We start from the raw sequence: 20,476 nt of genomic DNA, 5'->3' as shown, positions 1-20,476 counted from the left end.
ACGCAGTTTCAGGCAGCACCGTCTAACCGAGCACGCGTGTCACCCACGCGTCGGGATGGTCGATCTCGTCGAGCAACGGCAATGTTTCCGGGCCGGTCCAGATGGTGTTGAACTGCTCCATCCCGACTTTGAGAACCACGGCGTCGACAAACGCCTTGCCTCGGACGTACTGCGCCATCTTGGCGTCCATGCCGAGCAGCATCTTGATGATGCGCTGGACCGGATTGGACTTGCGTTGCCGACGCTTGTCGAAGGCGGCGCGAATCGTGGCGACGGACGGCACAACGGCAGGCCCGACTGCATCCATCACGTGGTCGGCGTGACCTTCGAGCAGAGTGCCGAGAACCAGCATGCGATCAAGTGCTTCGCGTTGCGGCTCCGCCTGCGACGCACGCAGCAGCCCGATGATTCCGCCGGGGGTGGCGTCGTCACCGTCGGCTGCAGGGTTCTTCCTGGACCGCAGTTCGGCGGTGAGACGCCCAACGACATCCGTCATCGACTCGTCGACGCTCGCGCTCAATGTTTCGACGGATTCCTTCATGTAATCCGCCAACCACGGTGACGACGAGAACTGCACGCGGTGCGTCACTTCGTGGAGGCAGACCCATAGCCGGAAATCACTCGGGTTGAGTCGGAGCGAACGCTCGACGGACACGATGTTCGGCGTGACCAGAAGCAGTGTGCCGTTTTCGCCGGTGAAGGGGTCGTACTGCCCGAGAATCGCCGACGACAGGTAGGCGAGCATCGCACCTGCCTGCAATCCCGCGGGTTTGCCGACCAGCAGATTTCCGTTGCCGTCCGGATCGGCGCCGGTGAGATGGGCCATCGACCGCGACGCCGCAGTGATCCAGCCGGCTCGGTCGAGAACCTCCGCTGCCGGGACGGGCAGGCCGTCGGCCAGACCGGTGACATCGCGCACCGGCAGTTCGGCGCGCTTCGACGCGTCAGCCAGCTCCGCGGTTGCGGTTTCGGCGGTGTAGCGCGACATGGCCGGACCACCGCGAGCCAATTTGATGCCGGCTTTGGTCGCGAGACTCCAGTCGACCGCTCCACCCAGAGTTGTCGAGTCGTTCTCTGCTGCCACTATTGGCACCCGCAATTCCTCAATGCTCCGGCGATGGCGTCCAAAGCCGGACGGCTGACTTCCGGTGGCCGATCGTTGGACATGAGCGCAAAGGTGAGCACTCGTCCGTTTTGATCCACCACAAAACCTGACAACGCACTAGCCGTCGACAGAGTTCCCGTCTTGGCACGCACCCAGCCTGCGCCGGTCCGATTGCCCGACGCGTATCGGTCGGACAAGCTGCCGGTTCCACCGGCAACAGGCAGATAGTCGAGCAACGGCCGCAGCTTCGGGTCGCCGTCTCCCGCTGCGGCGGTCATCACTCGATCGAGAACCTCCGCGGGAATGAGATCGTCGACGGAGAGTCCACTCGAGTCGAACAGCGTCACACCGGTGTAATCGAAGCCGGCGGCGCGCAGAGTCTTGGCGGTTCCCTCCACTGCCCCAGCGAACGACGCTTCGGTGCCTGACGCAATCGCCACCTCGCGCCCGATGGTCTCGGCGAGCACGTTGTCGGAATGTTCCATCATCTGGATCAGACGGTCACTGAGCGGTGCGGACTGCACGCTCGCGATCGCCTTGGCGCCGGCGGGCGCAGTTCCTGCCGAGACTTTGGCCACGTCGACGCCCAGCGCCTGTGCCAGAACCTTCCCCGCGTCCAATGCGGGAGTTTCCGAACGCGGTGATTCGTCCATGGAGCCGTCGAATCGACCGCCCTCGATCATCACCGATTCGATGGGTGTGATGTATCCCGCAGCGATATCGGCCGGGAACCATCCCTGCGCCATGGTGTCACCTTTGAACAGACCGCTGTCGACGACGATGCTGTCCACCGGCGTTCCCGACGCTTTGATCTGATCGACAAGATCGGCAATATGCGCAGCGTTTGCGTAGTACCCGCTCTGCCCCTTCGGCGTTGCGGTCAATGTCGGGTCACCGCCACCGACCAGCACCAACTGCCCCGGCGCAGCACCCTGGACCACTGTCGTCGACAGTCGATGATCGAGCGGCAATGCCAGCAGCGCAGCAGCTGCGGTCAGCACTTTGGTGGTGGATGCCGGTGTCATGGGCGTCGACGGGTCGGCGCTCCACAGAACCTGCCCGGTGAGCGCATCAGCGACAACGCCGGTGAATTTCCCCAGGTCGGGGTTCGCGACAGCCGGTCCGATAGCCGCGGCAATTCCAGCCTCCGACGGTATCGGCGCGTCTGCCGGAACAGGAACTACCTGCGGCGACGGCGTCACCGGGCTCGGTTGTGGCGATGTCGTGACAATCGCGTTCTGCGTGGGTTCTTCGGAAGTTCCCAGTGCGACAACCAGCACTGCTGCGATCGCGACTACCGCGACCACACACACCGCCAGCAGAATGCGCACTGTGCGTCGTTTGCGCTCTTCCAACGAGCCGATCTTTTTCTTTCCCTGGCCCGCCAACGCCCCTCCGTCTGTGCTCGCCCTGCTGGGTGGTCAGCCAACCTTATCCTTGACCCGATATCCTTCCGGACGAATCATTACCGACACGACAGCGAGGAATCGGCGTGGAGTTCGACGTCACCATCGAGATCCCCAAGGGTCAGCGCAACAAGTACGAGGTCGACCACGTGACCGGCCGCGTCAAGCTGGACCGTTACCTCTACACCGCCTTCGGCTACCCGGCTGACTACGGATACATCGAGAACACCCTCGGCGAGGACGGCGATCCTCTGGACGCCATGGTTCTGCTGCCCGAGTCGGTGTACCCCGGCGTAATCGTCGAAGCTCGTCCCGTTGCCATGTTCAAAATGGTCGACGAAGCCGGCGGAGACGACAAGGTCCTGTGCGTTCCTGCAGGTGATCCGCGTTGGGATCACATCCAGGACCTCAGCGACATTTCGCAGTTCGAGCTTGACGCGATCAAGCACTTCTTCGTCCACTACAAGGACTTGGAGCCGAACAAGCACGTCGAGGCTGCAAACTGGGTCGGCCGCGCCGAGGCAGAGGCCGAGGTCGAGGCTTCGATCAAGCGTCTCGCTGCCAACGGCGGTCACTGAAAGATCTGCGCACAAAAAATCCCCGCTCACCTTCCGGTGCGCGGGGATTTTCGTTTGCCTACTCCCCGTTTGTCTACTCCCCGGTGAAGACCGGCGGGCGCTTCTGGAAGACCGAGGTGATGGCTTCCGTCAGGTCCTGCGACGGCAGGAACGCCGCGTTCCAGGCTGCGACGTAGCGCAGGCTGTCGTCGACGCTCGCGCTGCGCGAGTGATCGAGCACGTCCTTGATGCCGTGGACGACGAGCGGCGGGTTGAGCGCAATTTCCTGGGCAGTTGCGCGGGCTGCGGCAAGCACGGCGTCTGCGTCGTCGAACACGTCGTTGACGAGGCCGATCTTCTCGGCGCGCGCAGCATCGATGTCCTTGCCGGTCAACGCGAGTTCGCGCAGGTGTCCGTCGCCGATGATCGCGGGCAGACGGGCGAGGCTGCCCATGTCCGCAACGATGGCGACCTTGACCTCACGGATGCTGAACTTGGCGTCGACGCTTGCGTAGCGAATGTCTGCTGCCGTGATGAGGTCGACGCCGCCGCCGATGCACCAACCCTGAACTGCGGCAATCACCGGCTTGCGGCAATCCGCGACTGCATTGATGCCGGACTGCATGCGCTTGATCATGTCGTGGAACTTGGTTCGCGGACCGGCCTGAGCCTTGTCCGCGAGGACAGCACCGAATTCACCGCTCATCGCCGGCAGATCAAGACCGAACGAGAAGTGCTTGCCGGAACCGGCGATGACGACGGCGCGCACATCGGGATCGGTGTCGAGGTCCGCAAAGATCTCGGGAAGTTCACTCCAGAAATCCGGGCCCATCGCATTGCCCTTGCCCGGGCCGATCAACGTGACCTGGGCAATGTGGTCTTCGCGCTCTACGGTGAACGCATTCCAGCTCTTCTGTTCGCTCATTACTCAAGAGTAACCTCGAGTTGCGATCAGCCGAAGAGCCCGGCCTCATCCAGCACCAAGATCACAAGCGACACTGCAATCAGCGCCCACATCGTCTGCATCGCGATCCGCGCGGCGCGTTCGCTCGTCGGAGGAAAAACCCGCACCGTCGGGTGCTCTTCGATGTACTGAGCCAGCGGGACGGTCCGCACGCTCGAACTTCTCGGATTCCTGGTCTCCACAGTGGTAGCCATTACACGATCCTCTCGACTCCGCATTCTCGTCGCAGGTTCCAAAAGTCAAGCCTGCGGCGAAGTTCGACTACTTCAATGTAGACCCGCTTCCCGAAGAATTCAGCTCGAGATTCCTGCGAATCCGCTGAGAACCGGAAATGCTGAGAACCGGAAAACGGGTACCCGGTTGATCGAGCCTGCGCACGAGGAGCGATCACTATGGCGACGACCGCCGAACCGAACACTCCTAGACGTCGGCTGAGGTCGTGGATGCTCGCAGACATCACCGAAGAACCCGGCGGACACCTGGGTCCACACCGCATCACGTCAAAGCAGGAACATCGCCACCCGTGGTGGAAAGTCATGTGCCTGACCGGGGTCGATTACTTCTCGACGCTCGGGTACCAACCTGGGATCGCCGCCCTCGCAGCCGGCACCTTGGCCCCGCTGGCAACGGTTGTGCTCATCCTTCTCACCCTGTTCGGCGCACTACCCGTCTACCGACGCGTGGCGCGGGAAAGTCCGCACGGCGAAGGTTCGATTGCCATGCTCGAACGTCTGCTTCCGAAGTGGCGCGGCAAGATATTCGTCTTGGTGCTACTGGGATTTGCCGCAACGGACTTCATGATCACGATGACGCTCTCGGCTGCGGATGCAACCGCCCACCTCGTCGAAAATCCTTTTGCGCCAACATTTCTCTCCGGACAGACCGTTGTCATCACGCTGGTTCTCCTGGCACTGCTGTCAGCGGTGTTCCTTCGCGGTTTCACCGAGGCCATCGGCATCGCGGTCGGACTCGTCGCGGTGTACCTGACGCTGAATCTCGTGGTGATCGGCGTGAGCCTGTGGCACATAGTGAGCGCGCCCGCATTGGTCACCGATTGGACCCGAGCCATGTCGACGGAACACGGCAATCCCGCGATGATGATCCTGATCGCTCTGATCGTATTCCCGAAACTTGCTCTGGGCCTTTCGGGTTTCGAGACCGGTGTTGCCGTGATGCCGCAGATCGAAGGCGGGCCACGCGACACCGAAGCGCAACCGGAGGGCCGTATCCGCGGCACTAAACATCTACTCACCGCGGCCGCCTTGATCATGAGTGGGTTCTTGCTGACGTCGAGCCTGGTGACAACAATTCTCATCCCGGAGAACGAGTTTCAGCCGGGTGGCGCTGCAAATGGGCGCGCCTTGGCATTTCTTGCTCACGACTATCTCGGGCAGATATTCGGCACCGTCTACGACCTCAGCACGATCCTCATCCTGTGGTTTGCCGGCGCCTCCGCGATGGCCGGTCTCCTCAATCTTGTTCCCCGATATCTCCCCCGGTACGGAATGGCCCCGTCGTGGGCTCGCGCGGTCCGCCCACTCGTGCTCGTGTTCAGCGTCATCGCGATCACCGTGACGTTCTACTTCGATGCAAGCGTCGACGCCCAGAGTTCCGCGTACGCAACCGGCGTGTTGGTTCTCATCTCCTCCGCGGCGGTGGCAGTCACCCTGTCCGTGCGCAGACGTGGAAATCGAAAACTGTTCGTAGCCTTCAGTTTTGTTGCAGCTCTCTTTGTCTACACAACCATCGCCAATATCATCGAACGACCGGACGGGGTGAAAGTTGCATCGTTCTTCATCGCTGCGATCATGGTCGTATCCCTCCTGTCGAGGGTGACACGCGCGTTCGAGCTGCGCGCTAAATCCGTCGAATTCGACGACACCGCTGTGCAATTCATCAACGAAGCCACGCACCGGGGCTATCTCGCAATTGTCGCGCACGACGCCGCCCACCTCAGCGAAAAGGAGTACCGAGTCAAGGAACTCCAGCAACGAGTGCACAGCAACATCCCCCGAGGTGAATCGATCATCTTCATGGAAGTCAATGTCACCGACTCCTCCGATTTCAGCACCGATCTTGTTGTCCACGGCCGACGCCGCGGCAGACACCGCGTCCTGCGAGTGGACAGTCCGGCAGTGCCGAACACCATCGCAGCCGTTCTCCTGAAGGCTCGCGATCTCACTGGCGTGATCCCGGATGTCTACTTCGAATGGTCCGAGGGAAATCCTCTGACCAACCTGCTTCGTTTCCTGTTCATCGGCGAAGGCGAAACCGCTCCGGTAACCCGCGAAGTGCTGCGCCGCGCCGAACGTCGACGCTCCCGCCGGCCCCATGTTCACGTCGGTTGAACGGATTTCCCACGTGTTAAGAACCTGAAAATTCGAGCTGGCAAACCTTCCCATTCGCAGGTAAACGTCGGATCATCGATGGTGATCGCACATCTGGCTAACCCGTGGCAGGACGCCCAACACTGCCTCAGGAACCGACCGGGAGGGCACATGCTGCTACATCAGTCGATCGGGTTGGAACGCTTCAACGAACTGCCCCGCCCGAAGGCAATCCATGCGCTGTACGAATGCTGTTGCTCGATGACGTGGGCTGGATGGGTCAGCGACGGTCGCCCGTTTGCCAGTTACGCGGAGATCCTGGCCCGAGCGGAGAACGCACTGCTCAACCTGTCCGACGCAGATGTCGAAAATGCCCTGCACTGCCATCCGCCCGTCGGCGTCCGCGCCCAAAGTGTGCCATCCCACCTCGAACAATGCGCGATCTGGGATTCCGACGAGTCGCTGATGGCCACCATCCGCCGAGCCGGTGAGGAATACGAGTCGACCTTCGGGTTCCGATACATCTGGTGCTCACACGGGCACGATGCCCAGGACCTCCTCGAGAACATCCGCGTCCGCCTGACTAATCCGGCATCCGTGGAACGCAAGATCTGCGTCGACGAGTTGGCAAAGATCACATGTACCAGGATCGAGCGCATGCTCGGCCCCGAGGACGGTTACCCGGAGTACTGACGAGACAAAAGCGGGTGCGGTGCCAGTGGCACCGCACCCGCTTTCTGCAAGAGAACTATCAGAGATCGAATTCCGAGGGAGCAATTCCGACCGCAAAACACATGTCCCGCACTACTGCGCGCTCATGCTGATCGAAGTTGCCGTCGGCGCCGCCGATGATGATGCCGATCTGAATGACCGCGCGAGCCTGATCCTGCTTGGACTTGAGCTTGGAAATTGCCGCGGTTGCCTCTAGCTTTCCGAACTCGAAGTCCGACGTCAGCTTGCTGCAGTACCAATCGAACTGCTGACTCAACTCTGCCGGCGGGAAGACCGCCAGCGACTCGTTGCTCATGATCAATGCCGACGTCTTCTGACGCTCCGCCGGGTCGATCGAGCCGTCTGCGGCCGCGATCAACGCGCACATCGCCATACTTGCGTTCTTGAACTCCTTGTTCTGGAACTGGCTCGTCTTGGTCTTGAGCTGGCTGTTCATTTCCTGAGCCTTAGCCTTCAGCTGATCCCAGAATGCCATGAGTCTCCTCGGGTAGAGCCGCCACGCACCGCGCGTAGTCGTACCAACCACTTTGCCTGGGAGCCCCGAATTTTGCCATCCACCCCTGCAATTAAAACCTTCCGGTAGGTTCTTATATGCTTGCGGCCCTGCAATCAGTCAAGATCGAGGAGCACTTCCGTGACCGGGTCGCCCGAACAACCCGCTGCGCCGCCACGCGATCCCGGTCTCTCCAGCCGCGAAATCGAAGTGCTCCGGCACTGGCTCAAATCCGACAGTAAGACCGTCGTGTCCGCGCAGCTGCTCATCTCGATCGGGACAATCAACACACATCTGATGCGAATTCGAGGGAAATACGCGGCCGTCGGTCGGCGAGCCCCCACGAAGATGAGCCTGCTTGCACGTGCATTGCAGGACGGGATTATTACGCTCGACGAACTCTGATCGAGTCAGAGTTTGTCGAACGCGGCAAAGAGTTGCGGTTGCGTGGCCGGATTGAGGGTGTCCGGGACCAAGACCCAGTGCGAGCCCGTCCACGGATCGTGGACGTCGATCTCACCGGCCGCCGGAACGTGGCGGCACCCATGTGCCAAGGCCACGATGCTCTCCTCGGTCGAACTCGACTCGTCATCTCCGACAAGCAGTATCGACAATCCGATCATCGGTCCGTGCTCGGCGAGAAACATGATCGCCTCGGCGTCCTGCGCCGAATACCCATGCGGGAAGTCGCCGAGTATCAGTAGTCGTGGAGTGCTCGGGCCGGCGTCGTGAGACATCGCGAACTCCTGGCCGCTGTTTCTTGCCAGCCCCGCGAAATCCACAGCTTGGGCCAACTCCGTCAACCGCGCAGAAATCTCCTGATGCGTGCGAATTACCGGCCCGGCCAACTGCGCGGACAAACGATCCGTCAGCAACGTGTACGACCCGGTCAGATCGACGACGTCAAGCAATGGCATCGGCCCGGCAGCCATGATTCGCAGCGTCAACGCACTGACCACAGCGACCGCCGCTGCCCCGGAGGTGCTGTCCACCCAGATCGGCCGTGGCAGTGGGAGCGGCATGCAGTAGGGCACACTCAGTGAACTTCGGTCAGGTGCGGACAACATGCCAAGTCGCACACCATCACTCGACGTCAGAGATTCCCTCGCCGAACCCGCCGCCCATACCGGTGATTCCCAGGACGCCATCGCCCGCGGAATCACCGAATCCACGACGGTCAGCTCATGGGCCAATTGCGCGGAATCTCGCGTATGGCTCTCGCGGGCTGTCGCCACCAGTTCGTCGTGACGCTTCTGCGCAGCTTCACGGGCGGCAATACCGGCCGGCGAGTTGCGGGTGCTCGCGTCAGCTACCGCTACCGACAGTTCCTCGTCCAACCTCGTCATCGCGTATTCGCTGCTCGATATCAGCGACGCCGCCGACCTCGATGCGTCTTCGAAGATCATCCACATACGTTCGAGTGCGCGGCCCTCTTCGACGGGCTCCACAACCTGATCGTCGCGCACCGGCGCAGTAGGGCTTCCCGCGTTTGCCGGCGCGTCGTCTACCTCGACTCCGTGAACGCCGATGAGTTCGGCCAAACCGCCCGCATAGCCTTGTCCGACTGCTCGAACCTTCCACGCGCCGTTTCGCCGGTACAGCTCCCAGCAGATGACTGCGGTCTCCGAACCTGCGGTGGGAATGTCGAATTCGCCGAGTACCGAACCGGATTCATCGCTCAGCCGCGCAGACAAACCGGCAACCCGAAAGGCCCCGGCTGTGGCGGCACTCGGATCGACGCTCACGATGCACAGCACCGCTGCCGCATCGGGGTGAAGACGATCGAGATCGACCCGGACGACGTCGCCTGTCAGCTGCACACCGGCCGTCGACGGCTGGTTGTAGAAGACAAAAGCGTCGGACGACAGGGCCTGCAGGCGCGTATCCGCCACCATCGCAGACACGTCGAACGGCGTCTGGCTGGACGCACGAAACGTCACGACGGATGTTTGCAGCGGCGCATTCTGTCCAGGAACGAACTCCACAGTCACAGCCGAGAACTATGCCACGCCGATGGGGTTCGCTCGCAGATCTGCCACAATTCGGCCTGCAACTTCGGTCATTCCGCTCGCTGTGAAGTGCAGTCGTTGCGCCGTCGACTCCGAGAACATGCCCTCGAACCACCGCTGCTCCGGCGCAGCACAGGCGTCGTGTCCACCCGCTACCGCGTCCGTGGCGATGTCGATGACGTGAACGCCGTACCGGCCGGCGATCGCGGCAAATTGTGTGTTGAAACGCGCGTAGTAGTTCATGAACCACGCCGCGTCACCGTCCGAGAACGGAACATTGGGCCAGCACGCCCTGGCACCGATCATCCCGCCTGCTCCGACCATGTAGATCCGCGCCTGCGGAGCCCGCTGCGTCAGCGCAGCCAGAGTCTTGTCGAGCGAATCGGCAGCCTGATCGATGCCGGACTGCGCAAGGGACTCGGTGAGCGGATCGTTGCGACATCCGCGATCGACGCCCGGTGCGGGAGCAACACACAGTGCCCCCACGATCAGGGTGTTCGAGTCGTTGCCACCGACCGAGAGGGTGATCAGATTCGTGTCCGGGTGTACTGCATCCAATTGGACCGGCCACTGCGTCGGAATCAGTTGGGGTGTGGAGATGATGTTCTCGCTACGAGCAGCACTGCATGACACGTCCGCGAACTCCGAGGTTCCGAGTTCGCGCGATATCTTGCCCGCAAAGTTCTCGTACGACCGCGAGCACCCGTCGGGGTACATCGGTTCCAAGCGCGGTCCCGACGCCCGGGAGTCTCCGAGAGCGGTGTACTTGATGCCTGCGTTCTCTCCGGAGTCCACGGGAACCGACGCGTGTGCGGCGCCGGCACCCGCCAACGTCAGAACCAGTCCCACCACGGTGGCCGCAACTGAACCGAACCGAATCCCACGATTAATCATCTACCGAGCCAAGCCCTTTCACACCCCAACCGAATTTCACTCACTACGCCATCAGGAAACGGCCCAGCTGTGGTGCGGCTTCGCCGGCGTGCTTTGCCTGGATGCCCTCGCCGATCGCCTGCAGCTTCCATTCACCGTTCTGCCGGTACACCTTTGCCATCACCATTCCGGTGAACGCCATACCGCCCTGCATCGTGTACCGAGCCAATTCGGAGTTGGTCGTGCTGTCGACCAAACGGCAGAACGCATTCTGCACCTGCTCGAAAGTGTGCCCGCGGTACGACGTAACCGTGAAGATCACCGCGTTGACGTGCGCAGGCACGCGTTGGAGATCGACCGTCATCACTTCGTCGTCACCATCACCGTCGCCGGTCAGGTTGTCACCCATGTGACGCACCGACCCGTCCTTCGACGTGAGCTGTCCGTAGTAGCAGACGTCGACCAGATTGCCGTCGGCGTACAGGAGCGCCGACGCATCGAGGTCGACATTGGCCGTGCGGCTGCCGAACATGCCGCTCTTCTTGATCGGGTCCCAGCCCAACCCCATCTGGATCAGAGTGAGTGCAACGCCGCCCTCCTTGCGGAGCGTGACCTTCTGCCCCTTGGTGAGGCTGACGGGGCGACCCTTCACCAGGCTCACCTCAGCCGGTGCGGCAGGAGGCTGGTTGTACACCGGCGGCGCGGGCGGGGCCGGCGGCGCGTTGTACGAGGGCTGCTGCTGCGGCGGCTGGTTGTAGACCGGCTGCTGCTGCGGCGGCTGGTTGTAGGCCGGCTGCTGCTGGGGAGGCTGGTTGTACACCGGCTGCTGCTGCGGCGGCGGGCTGTAGGCCGGTTGCGGGGGTGCGGCCTGGGCAGCGGGTGCTGGTGCGTCGTCGACGGAGACACCGTGATCCGTCACCAACGCTGCAAATCCACCGGCATAGCCCTGCCCGACGGCGCGGACCTTCCACGCGCCCTGACGGCGGTACACCTCGAGCGCGATGACGATGGACTCGCTGGACAGCCCGTCGATCACGTACTCGTACAGCACGTTTCCGGAGGCATCCGATACCCGAGCCGTCGGCGCCGCGGTGCGCCCGAAATTCGAGGAAGTGTCGTCGAGAGTGATCACCGCACGAACCTGCTCGATGTCGGCAGGCACACCGGCCAGCGAAACCTTGAGCGACGCGATGCCACCCGGGTTGGGAACCAACTGCACGCCTGGCCCGGTGGGCTGATTGAAGAAGACGAAGTCCGCGTCGGAGCGCACTTTGCCGTTGCCGGCCACGAGCAGTGCGGAGAGGTCAGCGGCGGCGGCCAACTGCACTGAGACAATCACCTCCGGCACATCCAACGGACCGTTCTGACCTTTGGCAAGCGATACAGACAACTACATCTCCTTCATTTCAGAGCGTGCATTACTTAGAGAGCTGCTCGGACTCTTGCGGTGTTCCGACCGTCATCGCGGCAACATGGGCGGAGAACCAACGCACAATCTCCGCACTCGCCGCGATACCGGATCCTTCTGTCACAGTAACGGTCGGCCGTTGCCAGTTGAGTTCTTCCAGCTCACCGTGCCGGGGCCGGATCGCGAAGTCCGCATATTCGAGCATGTCCGCATCGAGTGCACCGTCTCCGGCCGACAGGACAGTGGCGTCCGGCGTGAGTTCGCCCGCGTCGACGAGGCGGGCTCGCACCTCGGCGAGTGCTCGAGATTTCGAGACCGCGTCCGGCATCGTGTAGATCTTCCGGCCTTGTCGCGAGACGTTCCATCCGCGTGAGGTGCACCAGGCACTCCAGTCCGCTTCGAAATCGGCCGGGATGGTCGACAAGTCCACTACCAAGTACGGGAACAGCTCGTCTGCCACCCGCATGGAACTGACCCAGCTGACGTCGATGCGGGTTTCCAGTTCACTGTGAACGTGCGCCAGCTCCATCCCGGCAGTGCGGGTCGATCGGTCGATCTCGCTGCGCCAGCGGAGATCGGGCTTTCCGTCCACCAGGATGTTGCCGCCGTTGCTCGTGATCGCGTATTTCCACGGAGCGCCCGGCAGGTCGATGCGCTGGAACTGCGCGATAGTCCGGGTGGTTGTGGGAATCACCGGCGTTGCCGCGCTGAGCGCCCGGAGCTGATCGATGGTCTCGGTGCTCATGTGAGACAGCGGACCGCCGTCGTAGTACTCGACGCACACGTAGTGCTGTGCCGAGGTCAGATCGGTGCCGGTGGGATCCCCGCCGATCGCGTTTTTCGAATAGATCATCGTGCGATCCAGATCGGTCGCAACCAGTACCGGTGACGCACTCATGTGATGTCCTTGATCAATCCGACGCAGGAGTACGCAAGATCGGGTACTTCCTCGACCGGGACGCCGCGAGCTTCGGCCAGCAGCCGGATGTGTGCGTGTTCGGGCGCGGCCCTCCGACGTACGAGTACCTTCCACGGCAGTCGGCGAAGCAGCACGCGGGTGGTCTCGCCGACACCCGGTTTCACGAAGTTCACGGTCGAAATCCCGTATTCCGCCTGCACCTTCTCCACCGATTCCCAGCCGGCCCAGGTCGGTGTCCGATCCGAATCGCGCACAGCGGCAAGTGAATCCGCGACATCGCTCCGTACGTTGTCGAATTCCGCCGAGACGACGTCGAGTAGACGGTTGGACACATCGACATCGGCCAGATCGGCGTAGAACTTCGCGCCGTGAAAGTCCCCGGGTCCGATGAGGGTGTCGTTGAGAACCGTCCGTGAGACCAGACCGGACACAGTCGAATTGAGGCACGCCGACGCGATCAGGAAATCGTCTCGGGTGCCGTAGGTCCGAACGCAGTATCCGGGATCCGCGAGAACAGCGAGGTCCGGATTGAATTCGGCGCCGCCCGCCGCATGATATTCGGCGAGAGCGGCCTCGAGTTCCCGGGCAATAGCACCCTTGCCCGTCCAGCCGTCGACAAAGACGATGTTCGACGCATCATGATGGCGCGCAAGATAATCGAGCGCGACAGAATCGATGCCTTTACCCCGCACAATCGACACGGCGTAGTGCGGCAAGGTCAATCCGTGGACGTGCTGCGCCCACCGACGCATCAAAATTCCCACCGGAGTACCCGCGCGGGCCAGCGAGACCAATACGACGTCGGAGCCGCGCTCGGCCAGCACCAGGTCTGTGACCGTTCCGACCGCACGCGCCAACCTGGGCGCACTCTCCGACAACACGGTTTCGAACAGTTCGCGATACGCCGCATCGGGCTGGTACTCGATGGGAAGGGATTCGGCATAATGTGCTTCACCCGACTGAATACGCTTCTCCCGCAGCGCAACATCCGCTTCGAGGTCCACGTGAGACAGATCCTTGAGCAACCACGTCACTTCGTCGGGTGCATACGAACCGAACTCCGGTCCGACCAGAGGCGCCGTCATGTGCCTTCACCTTCTCTCGAATCCCGCAACATCGACGGGTCCGCGCCGCGCACCGTTGCCACGACAACATCGGTCCCGGCATTTCTCAGTGCCTCCACGACACCGCCGGACGCCATCAGGCGATCGGTGTCGGCAGGTTCGTCCACGATCAGCACGACAAGTGCGTCGACGGCCTCGTCCGGCCACTGCGCGTTGTACAGAAAGCGCGGCTCGTTCTCGCCGGATTCCGGTGCGACAAAGGTGAATCCACGACGCAGCGGGTAGCCAACATGGTCCATGACGTATGCCGGAGACCGCGTGGTCGTCTGGTACCGCACCTGGCGGCCGCCGCGTTCGAGACCGCTCGCAATGCGAAGAGGGAGATACATCAACTCTTCGTGACCGACCACGATCAGTGCACGGTCTGGCACCACCGTCGAATCCAGAACCCTGACAGCGGCTTCGACCGCGCTGTCGAAACCTGCCGAATCCGCGTCGAGGAACCCGTGACGGCCTCCGTCCGGCACTGCCGCCGGCCACGGAATGTCCACTCTGGTGACCGAACCGCGATCGGTACCGGCAATATTGAGAGTGGGAGCATCCAGCGCCGTCACTCGTTCCGTCAGACCGAGCGGCAGAACAGTGGAACCCGATGCGAGACTGACGTAATCGATAGCCACTCCCAATTCCGCCGCGGCAGCCTCACTGGCCGCGCGATGCTCGTCAGTTCTCATGTCCACCAGCGAGGCCACGACGTACCGCTCGCGCGGGCACTGGCCGTGCAGTGCGCGAATGGCATCGATAGCTGTAGCACCGGTAGATATTTCGTCGTCTACCAACACCAGGGGCAAATTGTTCTCGAACAGTTCCGCCGACGTCGGTTGCATCAGGTGACTTGTCGCATGCGAGTGCCCCTCCTCGAACCCGGCCAACGTGGTAGCCCCTGGTACGTCGCGGCGCGTCGAATGCAAGTAGCAGTGAGCATGCAGGCGAGCAGCAACACAATGGCCCAAGCCTGTTGCAGTTTCGGCAAATCCGAGCACAACAACGTCAACGCCCACGCCCAGGCGCTCGCGCACCAGATCACCCAGATCGTCGGCGGCCCCGATGACGACCGATGGCGGCGTCGGGATGTGCTTGCCGAGTACCGTCGACACCAACAGGTGCGCACGGCGCGGATTGCGACGCAGTCCGGGAATCACCAACTCCGGCACCGTCCGTCCGACAGCGGAGTCGCCGTGTACAAGATCCAATCCGAATTCTTCTGTGGCCCAGGGAACCGACCCCACGCTGCTGGTCATCGATCAACCAACGCCGTCAGCAGTTCCACAAATGTGATCCCCTTGTTGGTCACGCCGAAAACACGTGCACGCAAGGCTGTCTGCCTAGCCCAGTTGCGGTGCGGCTTCATCTCGTTCATCTTGTTCCGGTAGCCGGACGCCTGCACCCCACCCACCTCGACGCCCAAAATGTCGAGAGCGTCGTGGTACTCCTCATGGGTGACTGCGGACAACGCATTGACCGCGGCAACGTGCGACGGGTGGATAACCGTCTTACCTTGAATGCCGTTGGCCCGATCCAAAGCGATTTCCCGCAACAAACCGTCCAGGTCGCGGCTCACCAAGTGCTGCCGGAACCGCACCGCGTCGTGCTCCTCGAACGGCGTCGCACGCAGCATCGGACGGAACATACGCTCGTGGTCCGCGAAGTACTCCCACACCGGCCCGGTGATGACAAAACCCGAACCATCGGCTCGGCCAAGGTAATTGACGATGTCGGCGATGACATCGACAACTACACGCACGTCGTAGATCGTCAAGTCGCGGTCACGGCGGATACCGAACGTGCTGCACATGTCGGTGGCACCGATGCGAACCGCGAGAATGCGATCCCGATGACGAGCCAGAAGCTCCTGGACACTGCGCAATTCATGATCGCGGGTATCACGGTGTACCAATTCCGGCGATTCGAGGACGGGCATGGCGTACAGATGCTTTCCGAGCGCTTCCGACGCGTCAGCGACGGCATCGAGGAATGACTCGCCGGATTCACTCCCGAATTTCGGGATGACAAATCCGGTCAGCGCAGCGCGCCCAATGGTCAGCGATTGTGCAATGTCCGCGATGTCGGACACTTCACGGACCCGGACGAAGAGCAACATGCCGACCGCATCCGTTGCCGCGATCTTGTCGAGCGCGGCCACGGCATTGGCCCGCGCAGTTTCCACCTCGTCGTCCGCGACGGCGTCCTCGAGATCGAGAACCATCGAACTGACACCTTCGCCAGCGCGCTTCTCCACGATCTCGGCCAACCCTGCCCGCGTGGCGGGAACGTAGAGAGTCGCGCCCAAAGCGATCGCCAGCAGGTCTCGCTCGTCGGAGTCGCTGAAGGTCCGGGGAGCATGCAGGAACAATTGCTCCCGCACATCATCCTCGAGGTGTTGAAAGTGCTGCATGTCTCTTCTCTCTATGACCGATGGCAATTCCACGTTTCATGCCCCCCCACTTGATTTTTCGGGTGTCCATCCCGATCCCCCGATCGGCCCCGACCTGCATATTCAGTTCTTGGTCAGCGTCTTCCTGCTTGCGTTCGCATCTTTTCGACGACTTCGGCGATGAACGCCGAAACCGAATCCAACTGCATGACATACGACCAGTAGTCCGGATGAGTTCCCGTCAGTGACGCAGCCGCCCGTTCGATCCGCGCCAATTGCGCATCGAGCACGGACCCCCATTCCGCCACCAAACCGTGATTGACGGCAAACATCTGCGCGTCTTTCAAACGAAAACGGACCTGACGCTCTTTTTCTGTCGGATCTGCCCGAACTGCCCGAAGTGTTGTCAAACGATCCGTCACAGCATCGACGCAGGCTTCCGCCTCGGCAAGATGAAGACGCGCATCTGCCATCAACGCCAACGCATGCTCCGGATTGCCCACATCCAAAGCCTGCATTGCCTCGTTCAAATCGGCAGCGGCGTTATCGATATGTTCACGACTCCGACTGCTGTTGTTGACCAGATCTGCTGAACTCGCGGCATTGAACTCCCGGAGCAATGCCGAATACGCAGGGTCGAGGCGGTCCACCCGCGTTCGCACCGCAGCCAGCCTCGTCGACACGGCCGACACCGTCGTCTGCGCATGTCGCTGCGTGGACGGTGCCTGGGCCAATGCTTCCGTGAGTGCTGCTGCCGCGGCGTTGACCCGCTCGGCTTCGACCCGGATTTCGTCTGCCCGCTCACCGTGTTCCGCCCGAGCGAGCGCGGCAACGGACGCGTCCAGATGCTCCGACGACGCAACCACCGACGGGTACTCGCAATAGCGCCGATCGGTATCACTCAACGCGCGGCGAGCGGCTTCGGCAGCCGCGCGCGCCTGCTGACCGAGAACCGGAATCGTGGACATCGTCGCCGTGGCCTGCTCGAGGTGGCTTCGATTGCCGTTGTAGAAGGCATCAATGCTTTGAGCTGCGGATACCAGTTCGGCCACCGACTTCTCGAAGGCCGCAGTGGCAGTGCGCGCATCACGATGGAGAGCTTGGTCGTTCCCGTACTGCTCGCTCGTGGACAGGTAGTTCGACACCGCCACGTAGCACTTGTCCCTCACCGGTTTCCAGGCCTCGCCCAGACCACGCTCGGGGAAGAGCTCGGTCGACGCTTTGACAGCAGCGGAAGCAATCGTCTGACGCTTGTCCATGTCGAGAAACGCCGAGACCATCGCAGTCTGCGCCTCCCGCGCACGACTGATCGACTCCTCCACGCTCACCCCCCGATTGAAGCGCTCCGACCATCTGCCTACCACGATTGAATCCTACGGGGCCGACTGCTTGCGCTTCCGTTTCGATTTCCACTGTTACCGCAGCCACACCCGAAGTGCCGTTAGGGTGGAGGAGGTAAACACATTCCCAAGACGGCCAATCGTCGTCGCGGGCCATGTCTCTTCTCTTGAAAGGACCCCTGAATGGGCGTCAGCTTGACCAAAGGCGGCAATGTCTCTCTCACGAAGGAGGCCCCGAACCTGACCGCAGTGGTTGTCGGCCTGGGCTGGGACGCACGTTCCACCACCGGCGCAGCCTTCGACCTCGACGCCAGCGCAATCGGCGCAGGTGCAGACAAGAAGGTCGTCTCCGACCAGCACTTCATCTTCTTCAATAACCTGCGTTCGCCCGACGGCTCGATCGAGCACAAGGGTGACAACACCGACGGTGAAGGCGAAGGCGACGACGAGCAGATCGACGTGAACCTCGCCGCTGTTCCGGCCAACATCGAGAGCGTCGTCTTCCCCGTCTCGATCTACGACGCAGAAGCACGCTCGCAGTCCTTCGGACAGGTCCGCAACGCGTACATCCGCGTTGTCGACAAGTCCAACGGCAACGAACTTGCCCGCTACGACCTGTCCGAGGATGCCTCCACCGAGACCGCCATGGTCTTCGGCGAGCTGTACCGCAACGGCGCAGAGTGGAAGTTCCGCGCTATCGGCCAGGGCTACGCCTCGGGCCTCGCGGGCATCGCACGCGACTACGGCGTCAACGTCTGATAGTCGACCTACCGTCGAGCTGACCAAAGGGAGAGTTCCGCAGTACGCTGTGGAACTCTCCCCGGCTTCGTCTCGATTGCGGTGAGATAACCGCTGCAGTAACCACTGCGCACTGACCAACTAGAAAGGGCCACGCTCCGTGGTACTGCGAATATTCGGTTTATCGATCGGCATTTCGATCATCGCGATGATCGTCGCGTTCATCTACGGCGGCCCCGAGGCACTATTCCTCGTTGTCATCCTGTCAATTCTGGAAATTTCGCTTTCCTTCGACAACGCCGTCATCAATGCCACCGTTCTGCGAAGAATGAGTGATTTCTGGCAGAAGATCTTCCTCACCGTCGGCATCGTGATCGCGGTGTTCGGTATGCGTCTGGTGTTCCCGCTTGTCATCGTGTGGGCGGCATCGGGCCTGGGGCCGATCGCGGCACTCGACCTCGCGCTGAACCCGCCGGCCGACGACGCCGCCTACTTCCCCAACGGCGATCCGAGCTACGAAACACTGATCACCGACGCTCACCCGACCATCGCCGCCTTCGGTGGCATGTTCCTGCTGATGCTGTTCCTCGGCTTCATCTTCGAAGAGCGTGAGATCACCTGGCTGTCCTGGCTCGAGAAGCCCCTTGCGCGGATCGGCAAGCTGGATCAGCTCGCAGTTGTCGTTGCCGGCCTCACTCTGGTTCTGGCAGGTTCGTTCCTCGCCGCAGACGACAAGGTCACGACGGTCATGATCTCCGGCGTGCTCGGCATGATCACGTACATCGCCGTCAACGGGTTGGGTGAACTCTTCAACCTTCCCGAAGAGGACGAAGACGAAGAGACCGTCAAGTCAGGCGGACCCACCGAGCTGGCCAAGGCAACAGGTAAGGCCGGATTCTTCCTGTTCCTGTACCTCGAGGTCCTCGACGCGTCCTTCTCCTTCGACGGCGTCATCGGCGCGTTTGCGATCACCTCGGACCCGATCATCATCGCTCTCGGCCTCGGCTTTGTCGGCGCGATGTTCGTCCGCTCCATCACCGTCTTCCTCGTCCGCAAGGGCACGCTGTCCGATTACGTCTACCTCGAGCACGGCGCTCACTGGGCCATCGGCGCTCTGGCCGTCATCCTGATGGTGTCCATCGGTGTTCACATCAACGAGATCATCACCGGCCTTGTTGGTGTCTTCTTGATCGGCGCGGCCTTTATCAGCAGCGTTATCCGAAACAAGCGGATCGCGAACGAAGATCCGAAACTCGACGAGAACACTCCAGCAACAGTCTGAGTTTCTTTGCTCGAACGCCCGCGGCCGATTCCGGTCGCGGGCGTTTTGTTTGCTATGTCGGAATTGATGCGGTTGCCGCGCGGCTAATGTTCAGCCGCGCGGCTAGTTGTCCCTGCGGGCGCACAATTGGCGCGCGGCACCGAATATCCGCGACTGCGACGCCACCCAAACGCCGATGCGTTAGCTGGTGGGCAAACCGGCCCGCGCGACTGCGCCTGCAAACAGAGCGGTCACTGCGGCGCCCATTGCTTCTTGATCGACTTCTTCCGGGTCCACGGAGTGTTCGAGGACCAATCCGGATATCAAGGCCATCAACGAGATTGCGGTAGTCCGCACATCGAAGGCATCCTCGACGCCCCATTCCCGGGCTCGCGCTCCGATCAATTCCACCAGTTGACTACGTAGGTGCCGACGCTCTCGGAGGTATGCCTGGGCGATCTGGGGGTCACGTCCGGCGAGGACTCCGAATTCGAGGACGAGCAGCAACCACCCGGGGTTGCCCGCCATCCACGACGCGATTGCCTCGCCGCTTTTGCCGGCGGCGTCGGTGGGGCTCATGCCCGCGATCTCGGCGAGCACCCTTCCGGCAAGTTCGAGTGACCGTTGCGCAAATAGTTCGGCAAACAGGTCTTGCTTGGACTCGAAGTTGGAGTAGACGGCGCCCTTCGTGAAGCCCGCTCGGCGGGCCACTTCGGTGAGACGTGCAGCACTGAATCCTTGCTCCCCAAATTCTTCCGCTGCAGCGTCGAGCAGTCTTTGCCGCACAACGTCGCGTCCGGGGCGGGTTACCGGCACGAAGTCCGGTTGACGGGATTCGGTCACGAT

General features: G+C 62.0%; 20 protein-coding genes. 6 read left to right on the top strand and 14 right to left on the bottom strand.

All coding sequences use genetic code 11. The features are described 5' to 3' along the window. Positions 1-22: 22 nt before the first annotated feature. Together KYT97_RS22490 and dacB are read right to left on the bottom strand one after the other, a co-directional pair. Positions 23-1,093 carry a zinc-dependent metalloprotease gene (locus KYT97_RS22490; RefSeq protein ID WP_375129365.1) on the bottom strand — a complete coding sequence of 357 codons (1,071 nt, stop codon included), beginning with the start codon at positions 1,091-1,093 and terminating at the stop codon, positions 23-25. Continuing rightward, entirely contained in the window at positions 1,084-2,493 is a 1,410-nt protein-coding gene (dacB, locus tag KYT97_RS22485) for a D-alanyl-D-alanine carboxypeptidase/D-alanyl-D-alanine endopeptidase (protein ID WP_033236313.1), read from the bottom strand. Before dacB ends, KYT97_RS22490 begins: the two co-directional genes overlap by 10 nt. A 104-nt stretch (positions 2,494-2,597) precedes the next feature. On the opposite strand from dacB, the gene KYT97_RS22480 reads away from it, so the two are divergent. Continuing rightward, entirely contained in the window at positions 2,598-3,089 is a 492-nt protein-coding gene (locus KYT97_RS22480) for an inorganic diphosphatase (RefSeq protein ID WP_033236312.1), read from the top strand. A gap of 73 nt (positions 3,090-3,162) precedes the next feature. Here KYT97_RS22480 and KYT97_RS22475 read toward each other — a convergent pair whose 3' ends face one another. Together KYT97_RS22475 and KYT97_RS22470 are read right to left on the bottom strand one after the other, a co-directional pair. Further along, entirely contained in the window at positions 3,163-3,993 is an 831-nt protein-coding gene (locus tag KYT97_RS22475; protein WP_045068288.1) for a crotonase/enoyl-CoA hydratase family protein, read from the bottom strand. Between the two features lie 26 nt (positions 3,994-4,019). Further along, positions 4,020-4,226 carry a hypothetical protein gene (locus KYT97_RS22470; protein WP_092806021.1) on the bottom strand — a complete coding sequence of 69 codons (207 nt, stop codon included), beginning with the start codon at positions 4,224-4,226 and terminating at the stop codon, positions 4,020-4,022. A 198-nt stretch (positions 4,227-4,424) separates the two neighbouring features. Here KYT97_RS22470 and KYT97_RS22465 point away from each other — a divergent pair, with 198 nt between their 5' ends. Together KYT97_RS22465 and KYT97_RS22460 are read left to right on the top strand one after the other, a co-directional pair. After that, positions 4,425-6,380, top strand: a complete 1,956-nt coding sequence (locus KYT97_RS22465) for an amino acid permease (RefSeq protein WP_045068286.1) — start codon at positions 4,425-4,427, stop codon at positions 6,378-6,380. A 150-nt stretch (positions 6,381-6,530) separates the two neighbouring features. Beyond that, positions 6,531-7,052: a 2-oxo-4-hydroxy-4-carboxy-5-ureidoimidazoline decarboxylase gene (locus KYT97_RS22460; RefSeq protein WP_219110700.1), complete on the top strand. Its 522-nt coding sequence runs from the start codon at positions 6,531-6,533 to the stop codon at positions 7,050-7,052. Between the two features lie 58 nt (positions 7,053-7,110). Here the strand turns inward: KYT97_RS22460 and KYT97_RS22455 are convergent, their stop codons facing one another. Beyond that, entirely contained in the window at positions 7,111-7,566 is a 456-nt protein-coding gene (locus KYT97_RS22455) for a tellurite resistance TerB family protein (RefSeq protein ID WP_033236309.1), read from the bottom strand. Between the two features lie 159 nt (positions 7,567-7,725). On the opposite strand from KYT97_RS22455, the gene KYT97_RS22450 reads away from it, so the two are divergent. Beyond that, positions 7,726-7,989 carry a helix-turn-helix transcriptional regulator gene (locus KYT97_RS22450; RefSeq protein WP_033236308.1) on the top strand — a complete coding sequence of 88 codons (264 nt, stop codon included), beginning with the start codon at positions 7,726-7,728 and terminating at the stop codon, positions 7,987-7,989. A 5-nt stretch (positions 7,990-7,994) separates the two neighbouring features. Here KYT97_RS22450 and KYT97_RS22445 read toward each other — a convergent pair whose 3' ends face one another. From KYT97_RS22445 to KYT97_RS22410, 8 genes are all read right to left on the bottom strand, one after another. After that, positions 7,995-9,575 (bottom strand): TerD family protein, encoded by a 1,581-nt coding sequence (locus tag KYT97_RS22445; protein WP_245005901.1) that lies wholly within the window; start codon positions 9,573-9,575, stop codon positions 7,995-7,997. A gap of 9 nt (positions 9,576-9,584) precedes the next feature. Beyond that, positions 9,585-10,487 carry an SGNH/GDSL hydrolase family protein gene (locus KYT97_RS22440; RefSeq protein WP_219110699.1) on the bottom strand — a complete coding sequence of 301 codons (903 nt, stop codon included), beginning with the start codon at positions 10,485-10,487 and terminating at the stop codon, positions 9,585-9,587. Between the two features lie 43 nt (positions 10,488-10,530). After that, the gene (locus KYT97_RS22435) at positions 10,531-11,856 is read right to left on the bottom strand and encodes a TerD family protein (RefSeq protein WP_092806013.1); all 1,326 of its coding nucleotides are present in this window, start codon (positions 11,854-11,856) and stop codon (positions 10,531-10,533) included. A gap of 28 nt (positions 11,857-11,884) precedes the next feature. Further along, positions 11,885-12,772 (bottom strand): haloacid dehalogenase, encoded by an 888-nt coding sequence (locus KYT97_RS22430; RefSeq protein ID WP_033236304.1) that lies wholly within the window; start codon positions 12,770-12,772, stop codon positions 11,885-11,887. Continuing rightward, positions 12,769-13,878, bottom strand: a complete 1,110-nt coding sequence (locus KYT97_RS22425; protein WP_092806011.1) for a cysteine protease StiP family protein — start codon at positions 13,876-13,878, stop codon at positions 12,769-12,771. The genes KYT97_RS22430 and KYT97_RS22425 overlap by 4 nt, the downstream gene beginning before the upstream one ends. Further along, positions 13,875-15,158 carry a phosphoribosyltransferase family protein gene (locus KYT97_RS22420; RefSeq protein WP_219110698.1) on the bottom strand — a complete coding sequence of 428 codons (1,284 nt, stop codon included), beginning with the start codon at positions 15,156-15,158 and terminating at the stop codon, positions 13,875-13,877. Before KYT97_RS22420 ends, KYT97_RS22425 begins: the two co-directional genes overlap by 4 nt. Next, positions 15,155-16,312, bottom strand: coding sequence for an HpcH/HpaI aldolase/citrate lyase family protein (locus KYT97_RS22415; protein WP_172935953.1), 1,158 nt, complete (start codon positions 16,310-16,312; stop codon positions 15,155-15,157). Before KYT97_RS22415 ends, KYT97_RS22420 begins: the two co-directional genes overlap by 4 nt. 113 nt (positions 16,313-16,425) lie before the next feature. Further along, positions 16,426-17,571 (bottom strand): hypothetical protein, encoded by a 1,146-nt coding sequence (locus tag KYT97_RS22410; protein ID WP_141486721.1) that lies wholly within the window; start codon positions 17,569-17,571, stop codon positions 16,426-16,428. Positions 17,572-17,814: 243 nt separating this feature from the next. Here KYT97_RS22410 and KYT97_RS22405 point away from each other — a divergent pair, with 243 nt between their 5' ends. Together KYT97_RS22405 and KYT97_RS22400 are read left to right on the top strand one after the other, a co-directional pair. Next, on the top strand, positions 17,815-18,390 hold the full coding sequence (locus KYT97_RS22405; protein WP_033236300.1) for a TerD family protein: 576 nt from the start codon (positions 17,815-17,817) through the stop codon (positions 18,388-18,390). Between the two features lie 139 nt (positions 18,391-18,529). Beyond that, positions 18,530-19,651, top strand: coding sequence for a DUF475 domain-containing protein (locus tag KYT97_RS22400; protein WP_095888135.1), 1,122 nt, complete (start codon positions 18,530-18,532; stop codon positions 19,649-19,651). A gap of 180 nt (positions 19,652-19,831) precedes the next feature. Here the strand turns inward: KYT97_RS22400 and KYT97_RS22395 are convergent, their stop codons facing one another. After that, positions 19,832-20,473 carry a TetR/AcrR family transcriptional regulator gene (locus tag KYT97_RS22395; RefSeq protein WP_219110697.1) on the bottom strand — a complete coding sequence of 214 codons (642 nt, stop codon included), beginning with the start codon at positions 20,471-20,473 and terminating at the stop codon, positions 19,832-19,834. Positions 20,474-20,476: the final 3 nt, after the last annotated feature.

This window comes from Rhodococcus globerulus, assembly GCF_019334125.1.
Lineage (GTDB): Bacteria > Actinomycetota > Actinomycetes > Mycobacteriales > Mycobacteriaceae > Rhodococcus_F > Rhodococcus_F globerula.
This window is presented reverse-complemented; position numbering and strand designations above follow the sequence as displayed.

Coding starts and splice junctions, on each gene's coding strand:
- KYT97_RS22475 (WP_045068288.1), bottom strand. CDS start 3,993: ATGAGCGAACAGAAGAGCTGGAATGCGTTCACCGTAGAGCGCGAAGAC.
- KYT97_RS22470 (WP_092806021.1), bottom strand. CDS start 4,226: ATGGCTACCACTGTGGAGACCAGGAATCCGAGAAGTTCGAGCGTGCGG.
- KYT97_RS22465 (WP_045068286.1), top strand. CDS start 4,425: ATGGCGACGACCGCCGAACCGAACACTCCTAGACGTCGGCTGAGGTCG.
- KYT97_RS22460 (WP_219110700.1), top strand. CDS start 6,531: ATGCTGCTACATCAGTCGATCGGGTTGGAACGCTTCAACGAACTGCCC.
- KYT97_RS22455 (WP_033236309.1), bottom strand. CDS start 7,566: ATGGCATTCTGGGATCAGCTGAAGGCTAAGGCTCAGGAAATGAACAGC.
- KYT97_RS22440 (WP_219110699.1), bottom strand. CDS start 10,487: ATGATTAATCGTGGGATTCGGTTCGGTTCAGTTGCGGCCACCGTGGTG.
- KYT97_RS22430 (WP_033236304.1), bottom strand. CDS start 12,772: ATGAGTGCGTCACCGGTACTGGTTGCGACCGATCTGGATCGCACGATG.
- KYT97_RS22425 (WP_092806011.1), bottom strand. CDS start 13,878: ATGACGGCGCCTCTGGTCGGACCGGAGTTCGGTTCGTATGCACCCGAC.
- KYT97_RS22420 (WP_219110698.1), bottom strand. CDS start 15,158: ATGACCAGCAGCGTGGGGTCGGTTCCCTGGGCCACAGAAGAATTCGGA.
- KYT97_RS22415 (WP_172935953.1), bottom strand. CDS start 16,312: ATGCAGCACTTTCAACACCTCGAGGATGATGTGCGGGAGCAATTGTTC.
- KYT97_RS22410 (WP_141486721.1), bottom strand. CDS start 17,571: ATGGTCTCGGCGTTTCTCGACATGGACAAGCGTCAGACGATTGCTTCC.
- KYT97_RS22405 (WP_033236300.1), top strand. CDS start 17,815: ATGGGCGTCAGCTTGACCAAAGGCGGCAATGTCTCTCTCACGAAGGAG.